Source organism: Nocardioides iriomotensis (assembly GCF_004168035.1).
Taxonomy (GTDB): Bacteria; Actinomycetota; Actinomycetes; order Propionibacteriales; family Nocardioidaceae; genus Nocardioides_B; species Nocardioides_B iriomotensis.
Window position 1 is genome coordinate 37735 of the sequence record NZ_SDPU01000010.1, and the last position, 23848, is coordinate 61582.

Annotated in this window: 14 protein-coding genes; 10 read left to right on the top strand and 4 right to left on the bottom strand. The window is 71.9% G+C overall.

Annotated elements, in window-relative coordinates; translation table 11 throughout:
* Positions 1 to 39 precede the first annotated feature (39 nt).
* The 3 genes from ETU37_RS02970 (at position 40) to rfbA (ending at position 5094) form a co-directional block, all read left to right on the top strand.
* A complete protein-coding gene (locus ETU37_RS02970) occupies positions 40 to 867 on the top strand; it encodes a class I SAM-dependent methyltransferase (RefSeq protein ID WP_129985390.1) in 828 nt (275 codons plus the stop codon).
* Between the two features lie 153 nt (positions 868 to 1020).
* Positions 1021 to 4185 (top strand): glycosyltransferase, encoded by a 3165-nt coding sequence (locus ETU37_RS02975; protein WP_129985391.1) that lies wholly within the window; start codon positions 1021 to 1023, stop codon positions 4183 to 4185.
* 42 nt (positions 4186 to 4227) lie between these two features.
* Entirely contained in the window at positions 4228 to 5094 is an 867-nt protein-coding gene (gene rfbA / locus ETU37_RS02980) for a glucose-1-phosphate thymidylyltransferase RfbA (protein WP_129985392.1), read from the top strand.
* 36 nt (positions 5095 to 5130) lie between these two features.
* Here the strand turns inward: rfbA and ETU37_RS02985 are convergent, their stop codons facing one another.
* Entirely contained in the window at positions 5131 to 5907 is a 777-nt protein-coding gene (locus tag ETU37_RS02985) for a class I SAM-dependent methyltransferase (protein ID WP_129985393.1), read from the bottom strand.
* Between the two features lie 112 nt (positions 5908 to 6019).
* On the opposite strand from ETU37_RS02985, the gene ETU37_RS02990 reads away from it, so the two are divergent.
* The 7 genes from ETU37_RS02990 to ETU37_RS03020 all read left to right on the top strand — a co-directional run bounded on the left by ETU37_RS02990 (position 6020) and on the right by ETU37_RS03020 (position 16202).
* Positions 6020 to 7330, top strand: a complete 1311-nt coding sequence (locus ETU37_RS02990) for a UDP-glucose dehydrogenase family protein (protein WP_129985394.1) — start codon at positions 6020 to 6022, stop codon at positions 7328 to 7330.
* A complete protein-coding gene (locus ETU37_RS02995) occupies positions 7327 to 9012 on the top strand; it encodes a glycosyltransferase family 2 protein (RefSeq protein ID WP_129985395.1) in 1686 nt (561 codons plus the stop codon). The genes ETU37_RS02990 and ETU37_RS02995 overlap by 4 nt, the downstream gene beginning before the upstream one ends.
* Complete coding sequence (locus ETU37_RS03000; protein WP_129985396.1) at positions 9009 to 10631, top strand: glycosyltransferase family A protein; 1623 nt, start codon at positions 9009 to 9011, stop codon at positions 10629 to 10631. Before ETU37_RS02995 ends, ETU37_RS03000 begins: the two co-directional genes overlap by 4 nt.
* A gap of 10 nt (positions 10632 to 10641) precedes the next feature.
* Entirely contained in the window at positions 10642 to 11862 is a 1221-nt protein-coding gene (locus ETU37_RS03005) for an NADH-quinone oxidoreductase subunit D (RefSeq protein WP_129985397.1), read from the top strand.
* Positions 11863 to 11992: 130 nt separating this feature from the next.
* Entirely contained in the window at positions 11993 to 13045 is a 1053-nt protein-coding gene (locus tag ETU37_RS03010; protein ID WP_129985398.1) for a sulfotransferase family protein, read from the top strand.
* A 3-nt stretch (positions 13046 to 13048) separates the two neighbouring features.
* A complete protein-coding gene (locus ETU37_RS03015; protein ID WP_129985399.1) occupies positions 13049 to 15694 on the top strand; it encodes a glycosyltransferase in 2646 nt (881 codons plus the stop codon).
* Positions 15687 to 16202, top strand: coding sequence for a DUF5946 family protein (locus ETU37_RS03020; protein WP_129985400.1), 516 nt, complete (start codon positions 15687 to 15689; stop codon positions 16200 to 16202). The genes ETU37_RS03015 and ETU37_RS03020 overlap by 8 nt, the downstream gene beginning before the upstream one ends.
* On the opposite strand, the gene ETU37_RS03025 is transcribed toward ETU37_RS03020, so the two are convergent.
* From ETU37_RS03025 to ETU37_RS03035, 3 genes are all read right to left on the bottom strand, one after another.
* The gene (locus ETU37_RS03025) at positions 16199 to 19630 is read right to left on the bottom strand and encodes a bifunctional glycosyltransferase/CDP-glycerol:glycerophosphate glycerophosphotransferase (protein WP_129985401.1); all 3432 of its coding nucleotides are present in this window, start codon (positions 19628 to 19630) and stop codon (positions 16199 to 16201) included. The two genes, ETU37_RS03020 and ETU37_RS03025, sit on opposite strands and share 4 nt — an antisense overlap.
* A 19-nt stretch (positions 19631 to 19649) precedes the next feature.
* Positions 19650 to 22667, bottom strand: a complete 3018-nt coding sequence (locus tag ETU37_RS03030; RefSeq protein WP_165372378.1) for a CDP-glycerol glycerophosphotransferase family protein — start codon at positions 22665 to 22667, stop codon at positions 19650 to 19652.
* A gap of 84 nt (positions 22668 to 22751) precedes the next feature.
* Positions 22752 to 23738: an ABC transporter substrate-binding protein gene (locus ETU37_RS03035; RefSeq protein WP_206053670.1), complete on the bottom strand. Its 987-nt coding sequence runs from the start codon at positions 23736 to 23738 to the stop codon at positions 22752 to 22754.
* Between the last annotated feature and the right edge of the window lie 110 nt (positions 23739 to 23848).

Genomic DNA, 23848 nt, shown 5'->3' on the forward strand with positions numbered 1-23848 from the left:
CTCTCCGACAACAACGTCCCGATCCGTCCGAGGAGCGCAGTGAGCACCCATCTTGCGATCACGCTGCTGGTGGTCGCGTTCCTGCTGCTGCTGGTCGTCCAGGTCGTCATCCTCTTCTACGTCCGCGGCGCGCTCACCGGTGACGAGGCGAGCGAGCCGGTCGACGAGGAGCCGCAGCCGCACCGCCGCACCGAGACCGCCGGTCTCGTGGGACGGCTGCGCCGCAACGGCGCCGAGCAGCACTCGCGCACCGTTCGTGAGATCGAGGCGCTGATCGACCTGCGCGCGCTCGTGCCGGCCCGCACCACCATGCCCTCGACTCAAGGCTGGGCGGCCAGTCCCCTCACCGTCTCCGCGCTCGTGCGCGAGGTGCTCGAGACCCGTCCTCAGCTGGTCGTCGAGGCCGGGAGCGGAGGTTCCTCGGTGTGGGTCGGTTACTGCCTGGAGCGGAACGGCGGCGGCCGCTGTGTGTCGCTCGACCACGACGCCGACTACGCCGCGAAGACGCGAGCCGACATCGAGAGGCACGGGCTCACCGACTACGTCGAGGTCGTGCACTGCCCGCTCGTCTCGGTCGACGTCGCCGGCGAGACGTTCCAGTGGTACGACCTGAGCAAGGTCGAGGGACTCGACGGCATCGACATCGTGTTCGTCGACGGGCCTCCCGGCACGACCGGCCCGCTGGCGCGCTACCCGGCGTTCCCCGTCCTGCGTGACCGGTGCGCACCCGGCGCCCGGTTCATCCTCGACGACGCCGCGCGCCCCGACGAGAAGGCGATCGTGCACCGCTGGACCCACGAGCACGGAGCGACGGTCGTGGACCGGACTCCCGGTCCCCTCGGCTGCGCCACGGTTCGGGCGGACTGAGCGGCGCCCGCATGCCACGATCCCTCCCACGGCGTTGCATGGCCTCTGCAACGAATTTCGCCCCGCGGTCGTCCCGTTCGCTACACTTTCCGGCTGTTGTGCAGGCAGCCGTCCCAGGAAGGATCACGGGCGGATCACCCGTCAGGTACTCCGATGGTCGCTGGTAACCAGCAGCACCCAGGTCCCGAGGGACCGGTCACGTCGCGGGCGGCCTCGTCCGCGCGCCGACTCGCGGACCGGCTCCTGGGGCGTCGGAGCGACCCCTCGGGTGACGACGACCAACGGCCCGCCACCCGTGTCGACCGCCTTGTCGAGTCCGGGATCTTCGACGTCGAGTACTACACCGCCACGTCCGGGCGCGAGTTCGAGTCCGACCGGCACGCGGCGCGGCACTGCATCAACGTCGGCATGCCACAAGGCCGCTCGCCGCACCCGCTGCTCGACATCTACTCCGTGCCGCGCACTGTGCGCACCGCCTGGCGCCGTGGTCAGATCGGCAAGGTCGTCGAGCACCTGGAGTCCGAGGCCGGGTGGGGCGCCTCCTCGGGACCGCTGTTCTACCCGCCGGCCCTGACCGACCCGCGCATCGGTCCCGACAAGCCCGGCTCCGCCATCGCGCAGTTCGTCGCCCTGGCCGACGACGGCTCGCTGCTCCCGGTCCCGCCCGGCTACTGGGGGCCCGCGCCGACACTCCGGGAGGCCCGCCGTGGACTCGTGGAGCACGTCCGAAACGCCGCCAACGACCTCCACGACGACGAGCAGCAGCGGACGGCCGGTCACCAGCCGGCGATCGACAGCCTCGCGGACGAGGTCAAGAGCTTCATCTCCACGTCGGTCGAGACACCACGCGTGTCGATCCTGTGCGGCCCTCCGACGTCACCACGCCAGTTCATCGAGACCCTGGACCGGCTGCGCGACCAGACGCTGACCGACTGGGAGCTGCTGGTGCCGTCGGGCGACTGGGATCCCGAGCTCAACCGCGTCGTGGAGGTGGCCTCGACGCGCGACTCGCGGCTCAAGGTGGTCGAGAGCTGCTCGGGGACCGATCCCGACCACTGCGGGTCGCTGTGGAACAGCGCCGGCGAGTTCGTCGTGTTCCTAACCCCGAACGCGGTCTGGGACGACGACTTCCTGCGTGCGATGAGTGCCACGCTGGAGCTGCGCGGCCTCGATGCCGGTCAGGCCTGGCTCACTCGTGACGACGACGGGCACGAGATGCTGCTGTCGTTCGGGGAGACGCACGACAGGCTGCTGTACTCCCGGAACCTGAGTCTCGGCGGCGCCATGGTTCGTCGGAGCCGCCTGGTCCGTGACCACGTCCGGCACGTCTGCCAGGCGCAGCGCCGACCGCAGGCCGGACACGACTTCCTGCTCGGAGTCGCGCACGACGTCAACTGGCCGCTGCTGCCCCTCGTCGGCGGCCGCCGCGTCTCCGTGCCCGCGATCCTGCCGCTCGGCGGCGGCCACGACACGGCAGCCCACGTCGTGCAGCGACACCTCCTCGAGTGCCCCCGACACACCGTCACGCCGACCACGACGCGGGTCGCCGGCCGGGTCTCCGTCGTCATCCCGACGTACGACGAGTTCCGCATGACGATCGCTGCTGTCAACGCCACGCTCCGCACGACCGGCACCGACGACGTCGAGATAGTGATCGTCGACAACGGCTCCAAGCCCGAGGTCGGTGCCCGTCTCGTCTCGGCCTTTCTCAGCGAACCGCGCGTCCGCTACCACCGCCTCGCCCGCAACCTGAACTTCGCGCTCGGCTGCAACGCCGGGTTCGCAGTCTCAACCGGTGAGCTCGTCGTCTTCCTCAACAACGACACGATCCCGAGGGGCGACTGGCTGGGCACGATGCTGCCCAAGCTCGACGACGAGAGCGTCCGCGGCGTCCAGCCGCTCCTGCTCTACCCCGACGACACGATCCAGACCGCCGGGACTTACTTCCCGGCCAAGGACACGCTGCCCTGCCACTTCCTCGTCGGCCATCCGCCCGAGGACGCGAGCAAGGCCGGGGACCGGCGCTTCGCCGCGATCACCGGCGCCGCGATGCTGGTCCGCGCGGCAGAGTTCGAGCAGCTCGGCGGCTTCGACGTCGAGTTCGTCAACGGCATGGAGGACGTCGACCTCTGCCTGCGCGCGGTCGAGCTCTTCGGCGGCGGCTTCCAGGTGGCACCGGACGCGCGCGTGACGCATCTCGAGGGCAAGACCCCCGGACGCGGCGACCACATCCTCGCCAACCGCGCGGCTTTCATGCGGCGGTGGCGGTCGCGCCTGCCCCAACCCGACACCGACCGTCTCACCGACATCGGCTTCCGGCTCGCCCACATCGGCGCCGACGACGTCGCGATCCCGGTGCCGCGTCCGGTGCTCACTCGCGACGGCGGCGGCCGTCTGCTCGACTCCCCCGATCGACTGCGTTGGGGCATCAAGCTCCCCTCGATACCGGGGCCGTCCGGCGACCACTGGGGTGACACGCACCTGGCGCGCTCGCTCGCCAACGCGCTCCGTGAGCTCGACCAGGACGTCGTCACGTATCGCCGCGGCACGCACCAGTCCAACGCGTCGTACCTCGACGACGTCGTGCTGGGCATCCGCGGACTCGAGCGCATTCACCCTCAGGCGGGCAAGATCAACGTTCTCTGGGTGATCAGTCACCCGGACGACGTGACGGTCGACGAGCTCCAGTCGTTCGACCTGGTCTTCGCGGCGTCGGAGTCCTGGAGCCGCTCGATGACCGCGCGTTCCGGGCGACCCGTGCATGTCCTCCGGCAGGCCGTCGACGCACGGCAGCTGCCGGCCTCGGACGCACCCGCCGGTGACGGCTCGCGACCCGTTTTCGTCGGCGGGAAGTACGGCGACCGTCGCCGCCAGGTCGTCTTCGACGCCATGCAGGCCGGCATCGACTTCGAGGTGCACGGCCCGGGCTGGGAGGGGCTGGTCCCCGCCCCGGTCCTGCGCAGCTCGTACGTCCCCAACCACGAGGTGACGTCCGTCTACCGCGCTCGCGGCCTGGTGCTGGCAGACCACTGGGACGACATGGCCCGTGAGGGCTTCATCGCCAACCGCATCTTCGACGCCGTCGGCGCGGGCGCGCGAGTGATCAGCGACGACGTCCCAGGGATCGAGGACGCATTCGACGGCGCCGTCCAGGTCTACCGTTCCGTCGACGAGCTCGCCTACCTGTGCAGCCTCGACGGTCGTGAGCGCTTCCCCAAGCCCGAAGCCCTCGCGCAGATCGCGCTTCGCGTGCGGAACGAGGAGTCGTTCCTCTCGCGGGCCCGCGTCCTGGTCGAGGCAGTACGACGCACGCTCTGAGGGCGGATGCCGGCTCGAGCCCGCGTGTCCTAGGGTACGAAGATGCGCGGAATCATCCTCGCCGGAGGTACCGGGTCGCGTCTCCACCCGATCACACTGGGTGTGAGCAAGCAGCTCATGCCGGTGTACGACAAGCCGATGGTCTACTACCCGTTGTCGACGCTCATGCTCGCCGGGATCAAGGACGTCCTCGTCATCACGACGCCCGAGGACGCAACTTCCTTCAAGCGCCTGCTCGGCGACGGGGCCCAGTTCGGCATCTCGCTCTCGTACGCCGTCCAGGACGCGCCCAACGGCCTCGCAGAGGCGTTCATCATCGGCGAGGAGCACATCGGTGACGACCCGGTCGGCCTGATCCTCGGAGACAACCTGTTCTACGGCCCAGGGCTGGGCACGCATCTGCAGGCGATGGCCGAGCCGGATGGGGCGACGATCTTCGGCTATCGGGTCGCGGACCCGACGGCCTACGGAGTAGTCGAGTTCGACTCATCGGGGAAGGCGATCTCCTTGGAGGAGAAGCCCGCCCGTCCGAAGAGCAGCTACGCCGTGCCCGGCCTCTACTTCTACGCCAACGACGTCGTGAAGCATGCCCGGTCGCTCCAGCCCTCGAAGCGCGGAGAGCTGGAGATCACCGACCTCAACCGCATCTATCTGGAGCAAGGCCTCCTGACCGTAGAGATCCTCCAGCGCGGCACGGCGTGGCTTGACACCGGCACCGTGGACGACCTCAACGAGGCTGCGAGCTTCGTGCGCACGATCGAGTCGCGCCAAGGTCTGAGGATCGGTGTTCCCGAGGAGGCCGCCTGGCGCATGGGCTGGCTCAGTGACTCCGAGCTCGCGGATCGGGCGGAACCGCTGGTCAAGAGTGGCTACGGTCGCTATCTCCAACAGCTTCTCGACGCGCGCTAGCCGATCGACGGGTGATGTCGAGCATCGGTCCTTCGCTCAGATGGCCCTAGCCGTCCGCCGCAACCGTGCGTAGAACTCGACGGCGCCATGAGGCGCCTCGACATGCTCCACGTGCCACGCACTGAGACCCATGGCGACCAGCTCAAGCAGCTGGTCGTTGAACGCTTCTGGCGTGAAGGTCCAGACGTGCGCGTCGATGTACTCGCCGTTTCGGGCACGCTCCACCGCTGCCATGACCTCGTCGAGGGTGTGGACGCGAGCGGTCGCCAGATCGGGATTCTCGCCCCGCCACAGGGCGGCGGTGTCGACCTCGACCTTGTCCCTCAGACTGTCGAACACCGCTCGGACCGTGGGCCTGAGGTCGCGGTCCATGTGCGCCTGCAACATCTGACCGACAGTTGTCGGCGGCCGGAACACGTCGAAACAGTAGCGGCGATCCGGGATGGCAAGAACCAGCGCTCCGCCCGGGTCGACGACATCACCGAGCTCCCCCAACCAACCGACAACGTCCGGCACGTGCTCGATCACGTGCGACGCGAACGCCCACGAGAACGGGGCTTCGGCCTCCACAGCGTCGACGAGCGAGACGAGGTTGTCGTCACCGCTCAACGGGAAGTCGATCGATGGAATGCTGGCGACATCCACCAGCGGGTCGTCCCTGTACCTCCTGACCAGCTCGTCGCGGTCGAAGACATCCGCGTAGAACACGTCCGCCGCGTCTCTGGTGATGACGGGTGCGTGAAGCGGACCGATCTCGAGCCCACGGCCTCGGCTGAAGTCGTAGAGGCTCCACAGGTGAGCGCGGCGCTCCACGCGCCATCTCTCCTCGGCCAAGGCACTCTCCCACCCCGCATGCGTTGCTCTCGACACTACCGACGGTCGTGCGATGCGGGCCGAGCCGCGCGACTCTTCTACACTCCCCACCATGCGCGTCACCGTGATCGGATGCGGCTACCTGGGGGCGACTCACGCCGCCGGCATGGCCGAGCTCGGGTACGAGGTCCTCGGCCTCGAGGTCGACCCCGCCAAGGTGGACCAGCTGTCAGCGGGACGGGTCCCGTTCTACGAGCCCGACCTGGAGGAGCTGCTCAGCCGGCACGTCACGTCGGGCAACCTGCGCTTCACGACCTCCTTCGAGGAGGCGGGCGCGTTCGGTGACGTGCATTTCCTGTGCGTCGGCACGCCACAGCAGGCGCACGGGCTGGGGGCCGACCTGAGCCAGGTCGAGGGCGCGGTCGTCGCGATCGCGCCGTACCTCCGCGGCGACGCGCTGGTGGTCGGCAAGTCCACCGTCCCCGTCGGTACGGCGGAGCGCCTCCTCGCGATGCTCGACGAGCACAAGGCGGAGGGGGCGACGCCCCGGCTGGCCTGGAACCCGGAGTTCCTGCGTGAAGGCTTCGCCGTGAAGGACACGCTCGCGCCCGACCGGCTGGTGTTCGGCGTGACGGAGCCGTCGGCCGAGGCGACGCTGCGCGAGGTCTACGCGAAAGTGCTGGCCGACGACACGCCCTGCGTCGTGACCGACCTGCCGACGGCCGAGCTGGTGAAGGTGTCAGCGAACGCCTTCCTGGCGACCAAGATCTCGTTCATCAACGCGATCGCCGAGATGTGCGAGGCGACCGGGGCGGACGTCTGGGACCTCGCCGAGGCGATCGGGCACGACGCGCGCATCGGGCGCAAGTTCCTCAATGCGGGCATCGGCTTCGGTGGCGGCTGCCTGCCCAAGGACATCCGGGCGTTCCAGCACCGTGCCGGCGAGCTCGGCGTCGACCACCTCACAAGCCTCATGCGCGAGGTCGACGCGATCAACCTGCACCGGCGCGAGCGCGTCGGGCAGATCGCGGCCGAGATGCTCGGGGAGCTGTCCGGGGCGCGGGTCGCCGTGCTCGGGGCGGCGTTCAAGCCCGACAGCGACGACGTGCGCGACTCTCCCGCCCTGGCCGTCGCCGGCACGCTGCACCTGGCCGGGGCCGACGTGTCGGTCTACGACCCCAAGGCCAACGCCAACGCCGCCAAGCGCTTCCCGACGCTGACCTACGAAGACTCCGTGCTCGACGCCTGCCGTGACGCGGACCTGGTACTGCACCTGACCGAGTGGCCCGAGTTCCGGTCGCTGACGCCGGGCGACCTCGACGGCGTCGTACGTCGCAAGCAGATCCTGGACGGTCGCAACCTGCTCGACGCGGACGCGTGGCGCGACGGAGGCTGGACCTTCCGCAGCATGGGACGGCGTTGAGCCTCGACCTGCACGTCGGCGACCTGACGGCCCTTCGCCGCGCGGTCGGCCGCCTCGACCGCGAGGCCACCGCGTCGACCTTCACCCTCGAGGTCGACGCCTGCACGACCACACCCACCCTGTCCTCGCACCCGTCGTGGCCGCGGCTGGTGCGGCTGGCGGTGACGACCAAGGGCGACGGCGCGCTGCTGGAGGCGGAGTTCGCCGAGCCCGCCCCGGTGCGGGCCGTCGTCGCCGCCGTCGCGCGGTCGGTCACCCAGGGGCACCTCGACTGGCCGGGCTGGCCGGACACCGCGGTCGGCGTCACGGAGGTGGACGTCGAGGCCGACTTCCCGCCCGACCTGGTGGTCGGTGAGCAGCCGCCGTCCCTGGAGGGGCTGCCCGACCCGCACCCGGTGCTCACCCGCGCCACCGTCGTCGTGGCGACGGGTCCCGAGCCGACCTGGGCCGACGCCGGTGACGTGACCGGCGGGCCGCTGGCGCTCGGCCCGCTCGACCACCGGACCCTCAACCCCGTCGGCTTCAAGCGCCAGCACCGGCAGCCGCTCGCCCACCTCGTCGCGCACGACGACCCCACCCGACTGACGCTGCGCACGGCCAAGGGTGACCGGGTCCTCGACGCCCGGCACGGACCGTCCGAGGCAGACCTCGACGGGATCCGGCGGCTCGCGGCGGTCCACGTCGGCTGGACCGGCGCCCGCGGCCCGCACGCCTACGCCCGCGTCGTCGCCGGTCTCGCGATGGCGGGCGTCCCGCTCGTCGCGGACGAGGTACCGGCCTGGGCGCACGGCCTCCTCGACCCCGCCCTCGTCGCGCTCCTCACCGCCGGCCCGCGAGACCTCGACGACATCGTCGAGCGCGAGGCGCACAGCATCCGGCTCCGCCGGACCGCCCTGGCCGCCCACGGCGCGGCGGGCTGGCACCGGGCCGCAGGCGCCGCGCACGGCCTCCAGACCACGCCGCCTCCGACGGTGAGCGTGCTGCTGCCGACCCGGCGTCCGGAGCAGGTCGCCTTCGCCTTGCGTCAGGTCGCCCGCCAGCGCGATGTCGACCTCGAGCTGGTGCTGGTGACCCACGGCTTCACCGCCGCAGAGGCGGACCTGGTGGCGTTCCGGGCCACCGGGACGCCCCTCACCGTCCTCGAGGCGCCCGGCGACGAGCCCTTCGGCGCGATCCTCAACCGCGCCGTGCGCGCCGCCTCCGGGGACGTGCTGCTCAAGGTCGACGACGACGACTGGTACGGCCGCGACTTCGTGGCCGACCTGCTGCTGGCCCGCGACTACTCCGGAGCCGAGGTCGTCGGCACGCCGCCCGAGTTCACCTTCGTCGAGCCGCTCTGGCTGACCGTGCGCCGCCAGGACGCCACCGAGGCCCACCGCCCCGTCGTCGCCGGCGGCACCATGCTGATGGACCGAGGCACAGTCGCGGCGATCGGCGGCTTCCGCGAGACCAGGAAGTACGTCGACGCCGGACTGCTCCGCGCGGTGACCGACGCCGGCGGCACCGTCTACCGCTCGCACGGCCACGGCTACGTGCTCCGCCGCGGCGCGCAGGGCCACACCTGGGACCCCGGCCTCGGCTACTTCGTGGGCCGCAAGCTGTCCTGGCACCAGTGGCGCGGCTTCACGCCGAGCCCGCTGCTCGACCCCGACGACGAGGACCGACCGAGGAAGCAGACATGAGCAACCCCGACCAGCCCCGCGTCCGCGGCAACGACTGGCCCGGCCTCGCCCCCGCCACGCTCGGCAACTGGACGCCCACCCTGTCGGTGACCGTCGTCATCCCGGCGTACGGCGCGCAGCGGACCCTGCCCTACACGCTGGCGGCACTCGCGCTGCAGACCTATCCCGAGGACCTGCTCGAGGTCGTCGTGGTGGACGACGGCACCGAGCCGTCGCTGGAGCTGCCGGAGCGGCGGCCGGCCAACACCCGTATCGTCCGCACCAGCGAGTCCTGGGGCCGGGCCCACGCCTGCCACACGGGCGCGCTGGCCGCGAGCGGCCAGGTCGTCCACTGGCTCGACGCCGACATGCTGCCGCACCGCGACGAGGTCGAGGCTCAGCTGCGCTGGCACCACCTGGTCGACCACGCCGTCGTGCTCGGCCACAAGCTGTTCGTCGACGTCGCCGACGAGGCGGGTGGCCTGCCCGACCTCGACGCCACCCTGGCCGAGCTGGCGGAGGGCCGCGCTCGTGACCTGTTCACCGACCGATGGACCTCCGAGCACGACTGGGTCGTCGAGCAGATCGCCAAGACCGACGGGCTCACCGCCAACCCGACGCGGAGCTACCTCGTGCACACCGGCGCCAGCGCGTCCGTGCGCCGCGACCTCTACGACGCGGCCGGCGGCATGAACTCCCTGCTCAAACTCGGCGAGGACGTCGAGCTCGGCTACCGGCTCGCCCAGCAGGGCGCGGTCTTCGTGCCCGACGACGACGCACGCTCCTGGCACCTGGGCCGGACCACGCTCATGCAGCAGCAGGACGACGTGAACCGCTACAACCGGCCGTTCGTCACCGACCGGGTCCCCGACCTGCGGCACTGGCGCACCAAGGGCCGCTCCTACTCCGTCCCGTGGGTCACCGCCGTGGTTGACGCCCGCGACCGGACGCTCGAGGAGGTCCGGCACAGCGTGGACGCGCTGCTGACCGCGTCGTTCCACGACCTCGACGTCGTGCTGGTCGGCCCGTGGAGCCGGCTCGGCGACGGCCGCCGCTCCCCGCTCGGCGACCCGGACCGCGAGCTGCGGCTGGTGCAGGCGGAGTACGTCGGCGAGGGACGGGTCCGGTTCGAGGAGCAGGCGCCGACGTCCGCCTTCCCGGCGCCGTACCTCCTGCTGCTCCCGGCCGGCTGGGCACCCGCCACGGAGACCGTCGCCCGACTGGCCCGCGAGATGATGAAGGTCGATCGCGGCCTCTCCTCCGTGCTGCTCCCCGACGGGCAGGTGGCCCGGCTGGAGCGCACCTCGGCGTTCACGCGCGCAGCGAAGGACGTAGCCCCCGGCGAGGAGCTCGACGATGCCGTCGACGCCGTGTCCGGCACCTGGTGGTTCAACGGCGCCGAGGAGGGGTTCTCCTGGCACGAGGACCCGACCCCCGAGCCGGAGCCGGCCGACAAGGGGTCTCGACGGGTGGTTCCTGAGGAGGCGAGGAACGAGCCGTCTCGAAGGGCTCGACCGCCCGCGAAGCGCGGCGGCGCCAGCCAAAGCGACCTCGGCACGCAGAAGGACGAGCCGGCGCCTGAGGAGGCGCCGGCACCCGAGCGGAAGCGCTCACTGCGGCAGCGCCTGACCGGCGGCTGAGCGTGCAAGGATGACCGACGTGGCAGCGGACGGACGCGAGCACGTCGTCGTCGGCATCGGCGACGGTGCCGCGGGTTTCGGTGGCCACGAGCGCGGCGGCGGTACGCCCGGTGGCCTGGCCACCCAGGACATGGTGCTCAACATCGGACCGCAACACCCGGCCACCCATGGCGTCCTCCGGCTCAAGCTGACCCTCGACGGCGAGCGGATCGTCGACTGCGACCCGGTCGTCGGCTACATGCACCGGGGTGTCGAGAAGCTCTTCGAGGTGCGCGACTACCGGCAGATCATCGTGCTGGCCAACCGGCACGACTGGTTGTCGGCGTTCTCCAGCGAGCTCGGGGTCGTGCTCGCGGTCGAGCGGATGCTCGGCATGGAGGTGCCGACCCGCGCGGTCTGGCTGCGCACGATGCTGGCCGAGCTCAACCGGGTGCTGAACCACCTGATGTTCCTGGGCTCCTACCCGATCGAGCTCGGCGCGATCACCCCGATGTTCTACGCCTTCCGCGAGCGGGAGACGCTCCAGGCGGTGATGGAGGAGATCTCCGGCGGTCGCATGCACTACATGTTCAACCGGGTCGGCGGGCTCAAGGAGGACATCCCCGCGGGCTGGGTCGACCGGGCGGACGACGCGGCCCGGGCCGTCCGCAGCCGGATGCCCCAGATCGAGGACCTGATCTTCGGCAACGAGATCTTCCAGGCCCGCACCAGAGGCGTCGGCGTGCTCTCCCGCGAGCTGATCGACGCGTACGGCGTGAGCGGCCCGATCGCCCGGGCGAGCGGGGTCGACTTCGACCTGCGCCGCGACGACCCGTACCTCGCCTACCAGGAGCTCGTCGACGACGGCGTGATGCAGGTGATCACCCAGGAGGAGGGTGACTGCTACGCGCGGTTCGGCATGCTCCTCGACCAGGTCCAGGTCTCGCTCGACATCGTCGAGGCCTGCGTCGACCGGCTCCGCTCGCTCGACCGGGGCCCGATCAACGTCCGGCTGCCGAAGATCCTCAAGGCGCCGGAGGGCGCGACGTACGCCTGGACCGAGAACCCCCTCGGCATCAACGGCTACTACCTCGTCTCCCGCGGGGAGAAGACCCCGTGGCGGATGAAGCTCCGAAGCGCGTCGTTCAACAACATCGCGGTGCTGCCCGAGGTGCTCACGGGGTGCGTGGTGGCCGACATGGTGGCGGTGCTCGGGTCGATGTTCTTCGTGGTCGGCGACATCGACAAGTAGCCTGCCCCGTCCCTGAGCACATCGTCGATGGAGCCGACCCATCGGCGCCGGGGGACATCGACAAATGAGCGGGGCGGCAGGCCTGCGGGCGAGTCCCGGAACCGCCTGACCGGCCGGTATCGTGCAGCCCATGTCCCCCGAGTCCGACCGCACGCTGGTGATCGTCACGGGGTCGGGCCGCAGCGGCACGAGCACCGTCACGGGCAGCCTCAAGATGCTGGGCTGCTACATCCCGCAGCCCGAGATCCCGGCCAACGAGGCCAACCCCCGCGGCTACTTCGAGCCGAAGTGGACGGTCGAGTACCAGAAGCGGGTGCTCGCCGACGCCGGCGTCCGCACCCTCGACGCCCGGCCCGAGGCCTACGAGCTCATGCAGCCGACCTGCGAGAAGGCGTCGTTCCGCGACGAGCTGCGCGCGTGGTTCGGCACCCAGCTCCAGGGGTCGCAGATCGTGGTGAAGGACCCCCGGTCGTTCTGGCTACGCAACCTCTGGGTGCCGGTCGCCGCCGACCTCGGCGTGGACACCCGGTTCCTGACGATGCTGCGCCACCCGGCCGAGGTCGTCGGTTCCCGCGACATGCACTACCTGAAGAACGCCGACGACGCGCGCCGCCTCGCCCGCGAGACCGGCAACCTCGGCGGCTGGGTCAACGTGGCGCTCACCAACGAGTACGTCGGCCGCGAGAGCCGCCGGGTGTTCGTGCACTACACCGACATGATCAGCAACTGGCGCAGCGCGATGCTCGACGCCGGCGAGAAGCTCGGCCTGACGTACGACGCCGACCTCACCAGCGACGCCCACCACCCGATCGACGACTTCATCGACTCGAGCCTGCGCCGCTCGCAGCTGTCCTACGACGACCTCGACGTGCCCAAGCAGCTCGTCGAGATCGCCGAGACCGTCTGGAACAACCTGGACGCGCTGGCGAAGGACCCCTACGACGCGGCCGCGATGAAGAGCAACGACGAGATGCGGGAGGCCTACGGCCAGCTGCACACCTGGTCGGTGGCGCTGACCCAGGACCACACCAACTACTCCGTCGACGTCGCCCGCGCGCAGACCCGCCGCAAGGTCACGCGCGAGCTGCGCGAGCAGCAGGGCGGCGCGCAGCCGGCCGCAGCCCCGTCGTTCGCCCGCCGGGTGGTGCGCAAGGTGCGGTCCCTGTCCGGCAGCAGGGGCTGAGCCGTGTCCGACCCCCAGGTCCCCAGCGTCGTCGGGGCGGTCCGGCAGCGCCTCGCGATCCGCACCCGGGCCCGCGCGGCGCGCGAGTCGGTCACGTCGGCGCGCTACGCCCGCTGGCGCGAGAAGCCGGTCGTCCCCGGCACCGTGCTCTACGAGGCGTTCTCCGGCAACGGCATGCTCGACAACCCGGAGGCGATCTTCCGGTACCTCCTGTCGCAGCCGGACATGGAGCACCTCCAGCACACCTGGGTGCTCGACGACCCGGCCAAGCACGCCGAGGTGCTCGCGGAGTTCGACGGCCATCCGCGCGTGCGGTTCGTGCAGATCCGGTCCGACGGCTACTTCAAGGCGCTCGCCACGTCGCAGTACCTCGTCAACAACGCGACGTTCCCCCAGGAGCTCGCGAAGCGGCCCGAGCAGACCTACCTCAACACCTGGCACGGCATCCCGCTGAAGTACATGGGCTTCGACATGGCCGGCGGCGGCCCGAGCTCGAAGAACATCACCCGCAACTTCCTGCAGACCGACTTCATGATCGGCGCCTGCGCGTACATGACCGACACGATGTACCGCCACGCCTACCGCATGCAGGGCATCTACCGCGGCGCCGTGATCGAGGAGGGCCACCCGCGCACCGACCGGCAGGTCGAGGCGCTCAAGGACCCCGGCCCGACCCTCCGGCTGCTCGAGGAGCGCGGCTGCCGCATCGACGGCCGCAAGGTGGTGCTCTTCGCGCCGACCTGGCGGGGCGACTCGTTCCAGGACCCGCGGGTCAACGCCGGCCAGCTGCTCGCCACCGTCAAGGACCTGCAGAAGGCGCTCGACCCGAGCGAGTACGTCGTGCTGCTCAAGGTCCACCAGGTCGTGTACGACGCCGTGAAGCAGCGGGTCAGCGGCGGCGACGGGGTCGACTTCCTGGTGCCCAACAGCGTCCCGACCAACCAGACGCTCGCGGTCGCCGACCTGCTGGTCACCGACTACTCGTCGATCTTCTTCGACTACCTCGCCACGGGCCGGCCGGTCGTGCACTACGTCCCGGACCTCGACGACTACCGCGGCAGCCGCGGTCTCTACCTCGACGAGTCCGACCTGCCCGGGCCGGTCTGCGCGACCGTCCCCGACCTGGTCGACGCGGTGACGGCCGCGCTGGCGGCGGGCACGTCGGAGCGCTCGCTGGAGCTCGCCGAGGTCTACAACCCCAAGGACGACGGCTCGGTCTGCGAGCGGGTCGTCGACATCGTCTTCCGCGGCAAGGAGGACCCGTCGTACACCGTGCACCGGGACTTCGCCAGCGCCAAGGAGACGCTGCTCGTCTACCTCGGCAGCCTGAAGACCCAGGGCATCACCACGTCGGCGCTCAACCTGCTGCGCAACCTCGACTACGACCGGTACGACGTCACCGCCTACTACACGTTCTCCAAGGGCCCCGACCGGCTGAAGAACGCCAACCTCGTCGACGACCGCGCCCGCGTCATCCCCCGCGTCGTGCAGTTCAACGGCAGCCCGGCCAAGGTGCGCCGCGAGACGAAGAAGCTCATGGAGCACGGCCTGCCCGAGCAGCTCGGCGCCGACCACGTGAAGTTCTGGACCGACGAGTGGCAGCGCGTCTTCGGGCACGCACGGTTCGACCACCTGATCGACTTCAGCGGCTACGGCTGCTACTCGCCGTTCCTGTTCTCGGTGACGGAGGCCAAGCACAAGTCGATCTGGCTGCACAACGACATGTACGCCGACATGCAGCGCGAGACGGTCGGCGAGAAGCACCTCGAGGACCGGCTGCAGGCCGTGTTCACGACGTACAAGTACTTCGACCACCTCGTCTCGGTCTCCCCCGAGCTCGACCGCGTCAACCGCAAGCAGCTCGCGGAGTACGCCCCGCCGGACCGGTTCACGTACGCCGTCAACACGATCGACGGCGACCGCATCCTCGACCTGTCCGGGCTCACCGCCGCGCAGGTCGCGGCGAAGGCGCGCGGCGAGGACGTCGCGAACGTCGGTCCGGCGACGACGGTCGAGATCGACGCGGCGAACCTCACCCAGGCCATGAACGTCCTGCTGGAGCACTACGACGTGCGCGACGTGCTGCGGGAGGCGCGCGGCCGGCTGCGCCTCGCCAACCAGCCCGCGCCCACGAAGGACGCCGTCACGTTCGTGACGGTCGGGCGGCTGTCCCCGGCAAAGAACCATGCCCGGATGATCAAGGCGTTCGCCAAGGTCCACGAGACCAACCCGCACGTTCGGCTGATCGTCATGGGCTACGGGCCGCTGGAGCAGGAGCTGCAAGGCCTGATCAACAGCCTCGGCATGGACTCCGCCGTCACCCTGGCCGGCCTGGTCGACAACCCGTTCGCGATCCTCGCCGAGAGCGACTGCTTCCTGCTGTCGAGCGACTGGGAGGGCCAGCCGATGGTCATCCTGGAGGCCCGGGTCCTCGGCCTGCCGATCGTGACGACGGCGTTCTCGTCGGCCGCCGACTCCGTGCCGGAGGACGCCGGGATCGTCGTCCCCCAGTCCGTGAAGGGGCTCGCCGAGGGGATGCGGAAGTTCCTCGCCGGCGACGTGCGGGCGACCCCGCTCGACCCGGCCGCCTACAACGCCATGGCGATGGAGCAGTTCGACGCCGCCATCCACCACCGGCCCGGTGGCTGACGCGGCCTGTCCAGGGTGCGGGCTCGCGCTGCCCGCCACGCCGGGAGCGCCGGCACGGGAGGGCTACCGGTCCTCGCCCGAGTGCGCGGCCCTGCTCGGGGAGGTCGTCGCGTTCGGCATGGCTCACCCCGTCGAGCTCGCGCGCTGGCACCAGACGACGACCGACGCCTACCTGCTCCAGCACGTCTCGGCCGACACGAAGCCGATCGCGATGTGCTTCGCGCTGAACACGTTGTACCTCGTACTGGAGCGCGGCTGGACCGGGCTGGAGGGGCGCGCCGCGCACGGCCACCTGGCGAACACCGTCCCGCGCGACGAGTGGCTGAGGTTCGACGTGCCCGCGTCCGTAGGCGACGTCACCGTCCTGGAGCCGGCGCTGGCGTCGTCGCCGGAGGAGCAGGCGGCCGCCGTCGAGCGCTGGGGTCGCTCGGTCTGGGCGGCGTGGTCGCACGTGCACGACGACGTCCGCGCGATGACCGACCGGCAGCTCGGGGGCTGGCGACCCTAGTCCCGACCCCACTCGGCCGCCACAGCGCGGTCGGCGGCGTGGCCGTCGTCGAGCGGAAGCAGCTGCTCGGCCAGCCGCTGACGGCCGGGGTACGACGTGCCGAGGCCGTCGGTCAGCCACGGCAGCAGCTCCTCGGTCGTGGTCGCGACCGGGCCGGGCGGGTCCTCGAACAGGTCGACGAACCAGCCGACCTCGTCGAAGTCCTCCTTGTCCGGCACGAACAGCGCCAGTGGCGTGTCCGAGGCGAGCACGTCGACCACCAGCGACGAGTAGTCGCTGACCACCGCGTCGCTGAGCAGGACCAGGTCGGACAGCTCGGGGTAGAGCGTCACGTCGAGCATCCCGGACTCCGGCCCGAGCACCGCCCGGTTGGCGGTGTTGGGGTGGCCGCGGTGCAGCACGGTCAGGCCGGGCACGGCCTTGTGCAGCGCCTCGACGTCGAGGTCCACGACCTTGTCGCGGCGGGTGTGCGCGCGGACGGCCTGCCGGGTCGTGGGGGCGTACAGCAGGACGGGACCGTCGCCGATCCCCAGCCGGTGGCGCCCGGCGGCCGCGCGGGCGGCACGGTCGTCGGCGCGGTAGGCGTCGAGCGCCGGGTGGCCCACCTCGCGCACCTCGCCGTCGTACCGCGTCGCCTCGCGCATCCAGGCAGTCGCGTCCGGGCTGCCGGTGCAGAGCACGTCCCAGCCGGCGGCGTCGCGGGCGAAGGCGCGCTGCTCGGGACCGTGCCCCGCCTCCCCCGCCGGTACGGCGTACCCGAAGCGCAGCAGCGGCGTGCCCGACCACAGCTGCACGAGCCGTTGACCGGCGGGCTTCTCGTAGAACCGGGGCATCGTGCCGTTGGTCAGCACGTGCGACGCGGCGGCGAGCTGCTCGAACCACGTCGCGGACCCGCGTGAGACCGGCGTGACCCCGGGCGGCGGCGGGAGCGACTCGTCGCGCAGCGCCCACACGACGTCGAGGTCCGGACGCTCCGCGCGCAGCGACGCGACGACGGCGCCGGCGGCGTGGAACAGGCCGCGGCCGACGAAGGCGTCCACGAGGACGAGCGGCCGTCGCTCGCCGCGCAGCCCGCCGGCGTACGCGCCGGTGAGCAGCTCCTGCTGACCGTGCCGGGTCTGCGCCTCCAGCTCGGCTCCCCGGCTGCGCTCGACGGCGAGGGCGCCGCCGTCGAGGAGGCGCGGTGCCCACTCCCGGACGGCGTCGCGGGGCGCGTCGGCCGGGTCGAGCTCGGGCAGACCCACGACGGCGTGCCCGTCGTCGGACAGGACCCGGTAGGCGTCGCGCGGCAGCGGCAGCGGAGCGCCGTCGAGCAGCGACGGCCGGACCGTGGGCAGCTCCGCCCGCCACCGGTCGCCGTCGACCGTGACAGTGCCGCTCGTGGTGGCACGCGGCCCCACCAGCCGCAGCGACGCGGGCGCGGAGCCGACGAGCGTGCCGGAAAGACGCACAGCCCCGGCGTCGAAAGAGACGTCGTGGGTCTCGAGCCGTCCCAACTGACCGACGGCTCGGACGAACCCGTCGTCGGTCGCGTCGAGGTCGACCAACGGCTGCGGCTTGCCCGAGCCGGTGGCGACGAGGAGCCGGCGGTCGGCGTCGGCCACGCCGCTCAGGTCGAGCGTGGCCCGGAAGCTGCCGGTGCCGTCCGGCTCGACGGTCGCGACCTCGTCCTGCTGCAGCCGGAGCGAGCTCGGCGTGACGCCGGGAGCGGCGCGCAGCGTGAGGGTGGCCCCGTCCCGGCCGACCAGGGCGACCCAGTCGCGCCGCACCGTGACGACGAGCCCGAGCCGGTCGGACCACGTGGCCTCGACGAGCACGTCGTCGGCGAGGCTGCGGGCCGGGCGCAAGGCGGACCCGTGGTCCACCCGGTCGCGGAAGACAGCGTTCCTGGTGCGTCCGAGGGTGGTGCAGGCGACGCGGGTGTGCCAGACGGTGCGGGCGCCGTCGGACGCGGCGACGAGGTCCTCCAGGGGCACCTTCGCCACGAAGCCGTCGTCGCGGTGGTCCTCGTGGTGCCGGTCGGCGAACACGTTGACGTCCTCGACGTGCTCACCGCGGGTGGCGACGGTGACGGGGTCGCCACCGGCCCGCCGCTGGAAGGTCAGCGCCACCTCGTGGGGCAGGCTGCTGTCGACGTACCGGGTGAACCCGACGCCGCGCACGACCAGCGCGCCGCCGTCGACGGCGAGGCTGTCGAGGCGCGCCTCGACGAGCAGGTCGCGCTCGGAGACGGCCAGCAGCTCCGCGGGCACGTCCCCGTGCAGGCCGAGCCGGTCGGGGTCGGCCTCGGGGTGGTCGCCGTGCGTGCGGACCGGGACGTTGCCGGTCAGGAGCGGCGACTCGAGCAGCCGGATGAGCGCCTCGCGCCCCTCGTGGACCAGCGCCCACGCGGCGATGCGGTGCCGCAGGTCGACGGCGTCCCAGGCGTCGGGCGGCGCGCTGTCGAGGACGTGGCGGACGGTCTCGACCAGGGTGGCGTAGTAGTCGTCGTCGGCGTCGACCGCGGCGCGGATGTAGGCGAAGAGGTCGAACTCGAAGACCTTGCCGTACCAGCCGCGCAGCACCGCCGGGCTGTCCCGCTCGACCACCATCCGGCGGACCTCGTCGACCGCGAGCAGCCGGTCGTGCAGGTCGTCCTTGCGGGCCTTCTGCTGGGTGATCGAGGAGCCGTCGCGGCGCGACCGCCAGCTGTAGACGACGTCGGGGAGGAGGTCGAAGCTGCGTGCCTTCAGGTAGGCCCGCGTGATCGGGACCTGGTCCTCGTAGCGCACGCCCACCGGGAAGCGCAGGCCGATCTCGGCGAGGAAGTCGGCGCGGAACACCTTCGTGCAGGCGAAGACGTTGGCCATCGCCTCGGGCACGTCCTCCAGCGTCACCTCGCGGCGGAGCACCTCGTGGAGGCGTCGCGACCAGGGCTTCTGGACGTATGACGTCTCGCTCTGCTGCCGCTCGAGCGCGCCGACCGAGAAGTCGGAGCCGGTGCGCACGAGCTGGCGCACGTGGTTGGCGATCGCGTTCTCGGGGATGGTGTCGTCGGAGTCGACGAAGGTCACGAGGTCACCGGTCGCCTCGTCGATGCCGCGGTTGCGGGCGGCGCCCAGGCCGGCGTTGTCCTGGTGCACGATCGTGATGCGCTGGTCGCGCGCGGCGTGCTGGTCCACGACGTGCATCGACCAGTCGGGCGAGCCGTCGTCGACGACCACGACCTCGAGGTTGCGGTAGGTCTGGCCGAGGATCGAGGTCAGGCAGTCGTCGATGTACTGCTCGACGGCGTACACCGGCACCACGACGCTGACCAGCGGCTCCTCCGGGAGCGGCGGGCGTCCTTCCGGCGGAGCCGCGGACGGCGTCTCCTCGGGGGTGGCGTCGTCCGGCTTCCGGAACCTGCTCGCCAGCCGGCCCGCCAGACGCCCTCGCTTGTCCGCCACGGGGCGACTCTAGCCAGGCTCAGATCTGCGACAGCAGCCAGTCGACGGTCCGGGCCGCGGCGCGGCCGTCGTCCCACGGGCAGAACTGATCCCGGAACGCCGCCCGTCGGTCGCCGTGGACGTCCTCGGCGGCAAGAGCGGCGGCGACCTCGTCGGTCGTGGCGACGAGCGGCCCGGGCGCGACGTCCTCGAGCTCGACGTAGAAGCCGCGCTCGACGTCGCGGTACTGGTCGAGGTCGGGCACCAGCAGCACCTGCGGCTTGTCGGTCAGCGCGAAGTCGAACATCACCGAGGAGTAGTCGGTCACCAGCACGTCGGCGGCGAGGTACAGGTCGGCGATGTCGGGGTAGCGCGTGACGTCGTGGATCCGGGACTCGCCACGGAACACGTCGGCCTGGTGGGTGGCGTTGTAGTGGCCGCGCAGCAGCACGACCGCGTCGGGCACGTCCCGCACGAGCGCCTCGGCGTCGAGGTACAGCGGCTTGGCGTCGCGCACGCCGACGTACTCCCGCCAGGTGGGCGCGTAGAGCACGACGCGGTCGGTGTCGGAGAGCCCGAGGGCGGCCCGGACCCGGGCGCGCACCTGCGGGCCGCGGGTCGCGTCGAGGAGCACGTCGTTGCGGGGGTAGCCGACCTCGAGGAACCGGCCGTCGAACCGGAACGCGCTGCGGAAGTGCTCGGAGCAGAACGGGCTCGGCGAGATCATCGCGTCCCAGCCGGCCGCCTGGAGGGCGATCCGGCGCCGGTGCCGCCAGGTCTGGAAGTCGCCGGGGCCGCGGTCCTCGCCGATCCGCTTGAGCGGGGTGCCGTGCCAGGTCTGGAGGTGGACCTGCCCGGTCTTCTTGGTGAACCAGTACGGCGCGCCGGCGTTGCCGACGTAGGCGCGGGCCCGGCCGAGAGCGTCGTACCAGCGTTCGGAGCGGCGCGGGAGCGCCCGCGTGCCCTCGGGGACGGCGACGCTGGGGTCGTCGACCACCCAGGCCAGCTCGAGGTCGAGGCCGCGGGCGAGGATCTCGCGACCGATGGCGCCGGGGTTGTCGCCGACGCTGCGGCCGCGGAACGTCTCGAGGACCACGGTGCCGTCGTAGGTCGGCTCGGGCGGCGCGGCGTAGACGTGGGTCTGCAGGCGCTGCTGGTCGTACGCGCTGCGCTCGTCGTGCCGCAGCGGGGCCGCCACGCTCACGACGGGGCCCGTGGGGCCGTCACCGGGGACGAGCCGGAGCCGGTCACCGACGAGGTCGCCGTGCGTCGTGGCGCCGTGCCAGCGGGCGGCGACCGGGGTGCCCGCGGCGTCGCGCAGCTCGACGGCGTAGCGGCCCGCCGGCAGCAGCACCTCGCAGCCGAACAGGCGGGTCACCAGTGGCACGCGCGCGACCCAGCTGCGGCCGGAGGTCTCGACGTCGGCGGCCGGCGAGCCGCCCTTGCCGCCGTCGAGCAGGACCCGGGCGGGCGCCGGTCCGCTGCCGTCGAGCACGAGGACGGGCCGCGGCCCGTCCTGCAGGGTCGCCCCGGTGAGCCGGGTCGGCGGCCCGTCGGCCGGGTCGGCCAGGGCGACGTCGTGGGAGCCGGCGCGACGCCCGAGATGGACGTCGACGCGCCAGCGGCCGCTCGGGCTGGGCGGCTCCGTCCCGGGGTCGAGGCGCGCCGTGAAGCCGGAGCCGGCACGGTCCTCCCAGGCGCGCTGGGCCCAGAGGTTCACGTCGGGGTCGTGCCGCGGCTCGACCAGCATCGGCACGTGGCGCCCGTCGGGTCCGGCCAGCGTCACGGTCGGCACGGTGGCGCGCTCGCCGTACTCCACGAAGGCGGCGCCGTTCACGGTCAGACCGCCGAGGTCGTCGCGACGGATCGTGCCGACGACGGTGCGCAGCACCCGGTCGACCGACTCGATCCGGCGGACCGCGTCGGGGACGGGGATGGCCAGGCCCGCGGGGAGGACGACGACCTGGGCGCCCTCGGCGGAACGCTCGGTCGGGAGGCCGTGCGGGTTGTCCGCGACCAGGTCCTGCACCAGCGCCACGTCGTGCAGCGAGCCCTGCGAGGCGCGGGCGAGCATGCGTGCCGTCACCGGGATCTCGGCCAGCGCGCCCGGCCCGGTGTCTCCCACGAGGTCACGGACGAACGGTCCGAGCACCTCCAGCGAACGGCTGCCACCGCCGACGGCGTCGACGAGCAGCGGCGGGACGACGTGGGTGAGGGTCAGGACGAGCCAGCGCCGGTAGACGGCGCTGTCGGTGTCGGCCACCAGGGCCGCGACCTGGCGGAGGGCGCCGACCTCGATCGCGACGAGGCTGGGTCGGAAGCGAGGCTGCTCGTCGACCGGCAGCGAGGCGGTGCGGTCGTGCCGCAGGTACGCCGTGCCGGGGACGACGTCGAACGTCGACGTCAGCAGGACGCGAGCCGCCGCGACCGCGCGGGCGCCCCAGTCGGCCACGGAGGCCCCGGACGCGTGCCACGAGGAGGTGCGGTGCAGCGCGCCGGTCAGCGCGGCCCCGACGAGCCCGTCGGGGCAGGAGCCCACCTGCTGGCCGGTGAGGTGACCGGCGTAGAGCGTGTCCGCCCACGTCGGCGGGGTGGTCCTGCCACCGCGCACGGCCGCGACCGGACCGAGTGCGACGTCCGAACCGCTGGCCTCGAGACTCGCGACGAGGCGGGGCAGCGACCCCGCGGCGAGCTCGTCGGCGCTGTCGACGAACGTGAGGTACTCCCCGTCGGCCGCGGCCACCGCCGCGTCGAGCCCCGCCGGCCCGAGCGGCAGCACGCGGACCCGCCGGTCACCGAGGTGCCCACTCGCGGCGACGGCGCGCTCGGCGGCCGGGTCGGTCGGGGCGAGCAGCACCTCGACCGCGCGGTGGCCGGTGCCGAGCACCGAGGCGACGCACGCGTCGACGTGCCCGGTCGAGGCGGTCCCACCGTGCACCACGGCGATGGCGCTGACCCGGGGCCCGGAGGCGGGTCCGCGGACCCGGTCGCCGAGCTGCTCGGTCGACGCGCGCACGCGACGGCGCAGCCGGCCCGCCCACCGCCGTACGTCGCTCACGGACCCCATCCAAACCGATACCGGTCGTCGGGGCGTGACCCAGGGGTCACTCCCGGACGACCGATGTCGGTGGCGGTAACCGGATCAGCTCTCGAGGAGGCCCTTCTCGGTGAGGTACTCCTTGGCCACGTCGGCCGGGAGCTCCCGCTCGAGGTCGACCTTGCCGATCATCGCCGTGAGGTCCTCGGTGGTGAGGCCGGCGGACATCTCGTTGAGCACGTCGGCCACGTCGCCGTGCTCGGCCAGGAAGTCGCTGTTGACCATCGGGACGAGGTTCTCGGCGTTCTGCAGCTGCTTGTCGTCCTCGAGGATGACGATGCCGAGCTGGTCCAGGGTCGCGTCGGTCGTGCCGACCTGGCCGAGGGTCACCTCGCCGTTCTTCAGGGCGTCCTTGGTGGCCTCGGTGCCGAAGCCGAGCGGCTCGACCTTGGTGATGTCGAGGCCGTAGGTCTTCTCCAGGCCGACCTTGCACTCGTTGCGCTCGGGGCAGTCCTCGGCCGCCGCGAGCGTCACCGGGTCGCCCAGGCCGGCGAGGTCGCTCAGCGTCGTCACGGAGTTGTCGTCGGAGAACTTCTGCGTCACCGCGAACGCGTTGGCGTCCTGGGCCTCGGCCGGCTCGAGCGGCTCGATGCCGGTCGGCTCGGCGAGCTTCTTCAGCTCCTCGAGCGTGGCGTCGGGGTCGTTGGAGGCCACCGGATCGGCGTCGGGGCCGTTGGCCTTGAGGTTGAGGTACTCGGTCATCGACGAGAGGTAGTCGGCGGAGACGTCGACGTTGCCCTTCTGCATCTCGGGCGCGTAGACGTCGCGGCTCTCGACCAGCTTGAGCGTGACGTCGTAGCCGGCGTTCTCGAGGAGCGCCTTGTACATCTCGCTCATGATCTGCATCTCGGTGTAGTTCTGGCCGCCGATGACGACCTCGCCTCCGCCGCCCCCGCTGTCGCTGCCGGAGTCGCTGCCGGACTGGTCGAGGGCGTCCTCGCCGGCGCAGGCGCCGACGAGCACGAGCGGCACGAGGGCCGCGGCCGTCGCGACGCGACGGGTGAGCGAGGAATGGGTGGTCAGCATGCGCATGGGCCGCTCCGCCTTCTGTGTCCCGCGACAGTCGTCGTCGCGCGTGTCCGGCGGGCGCCAGGGATCGAGCACCCGCGAAGGTCACAGTACGACGGGTCGCCGACCGTTTC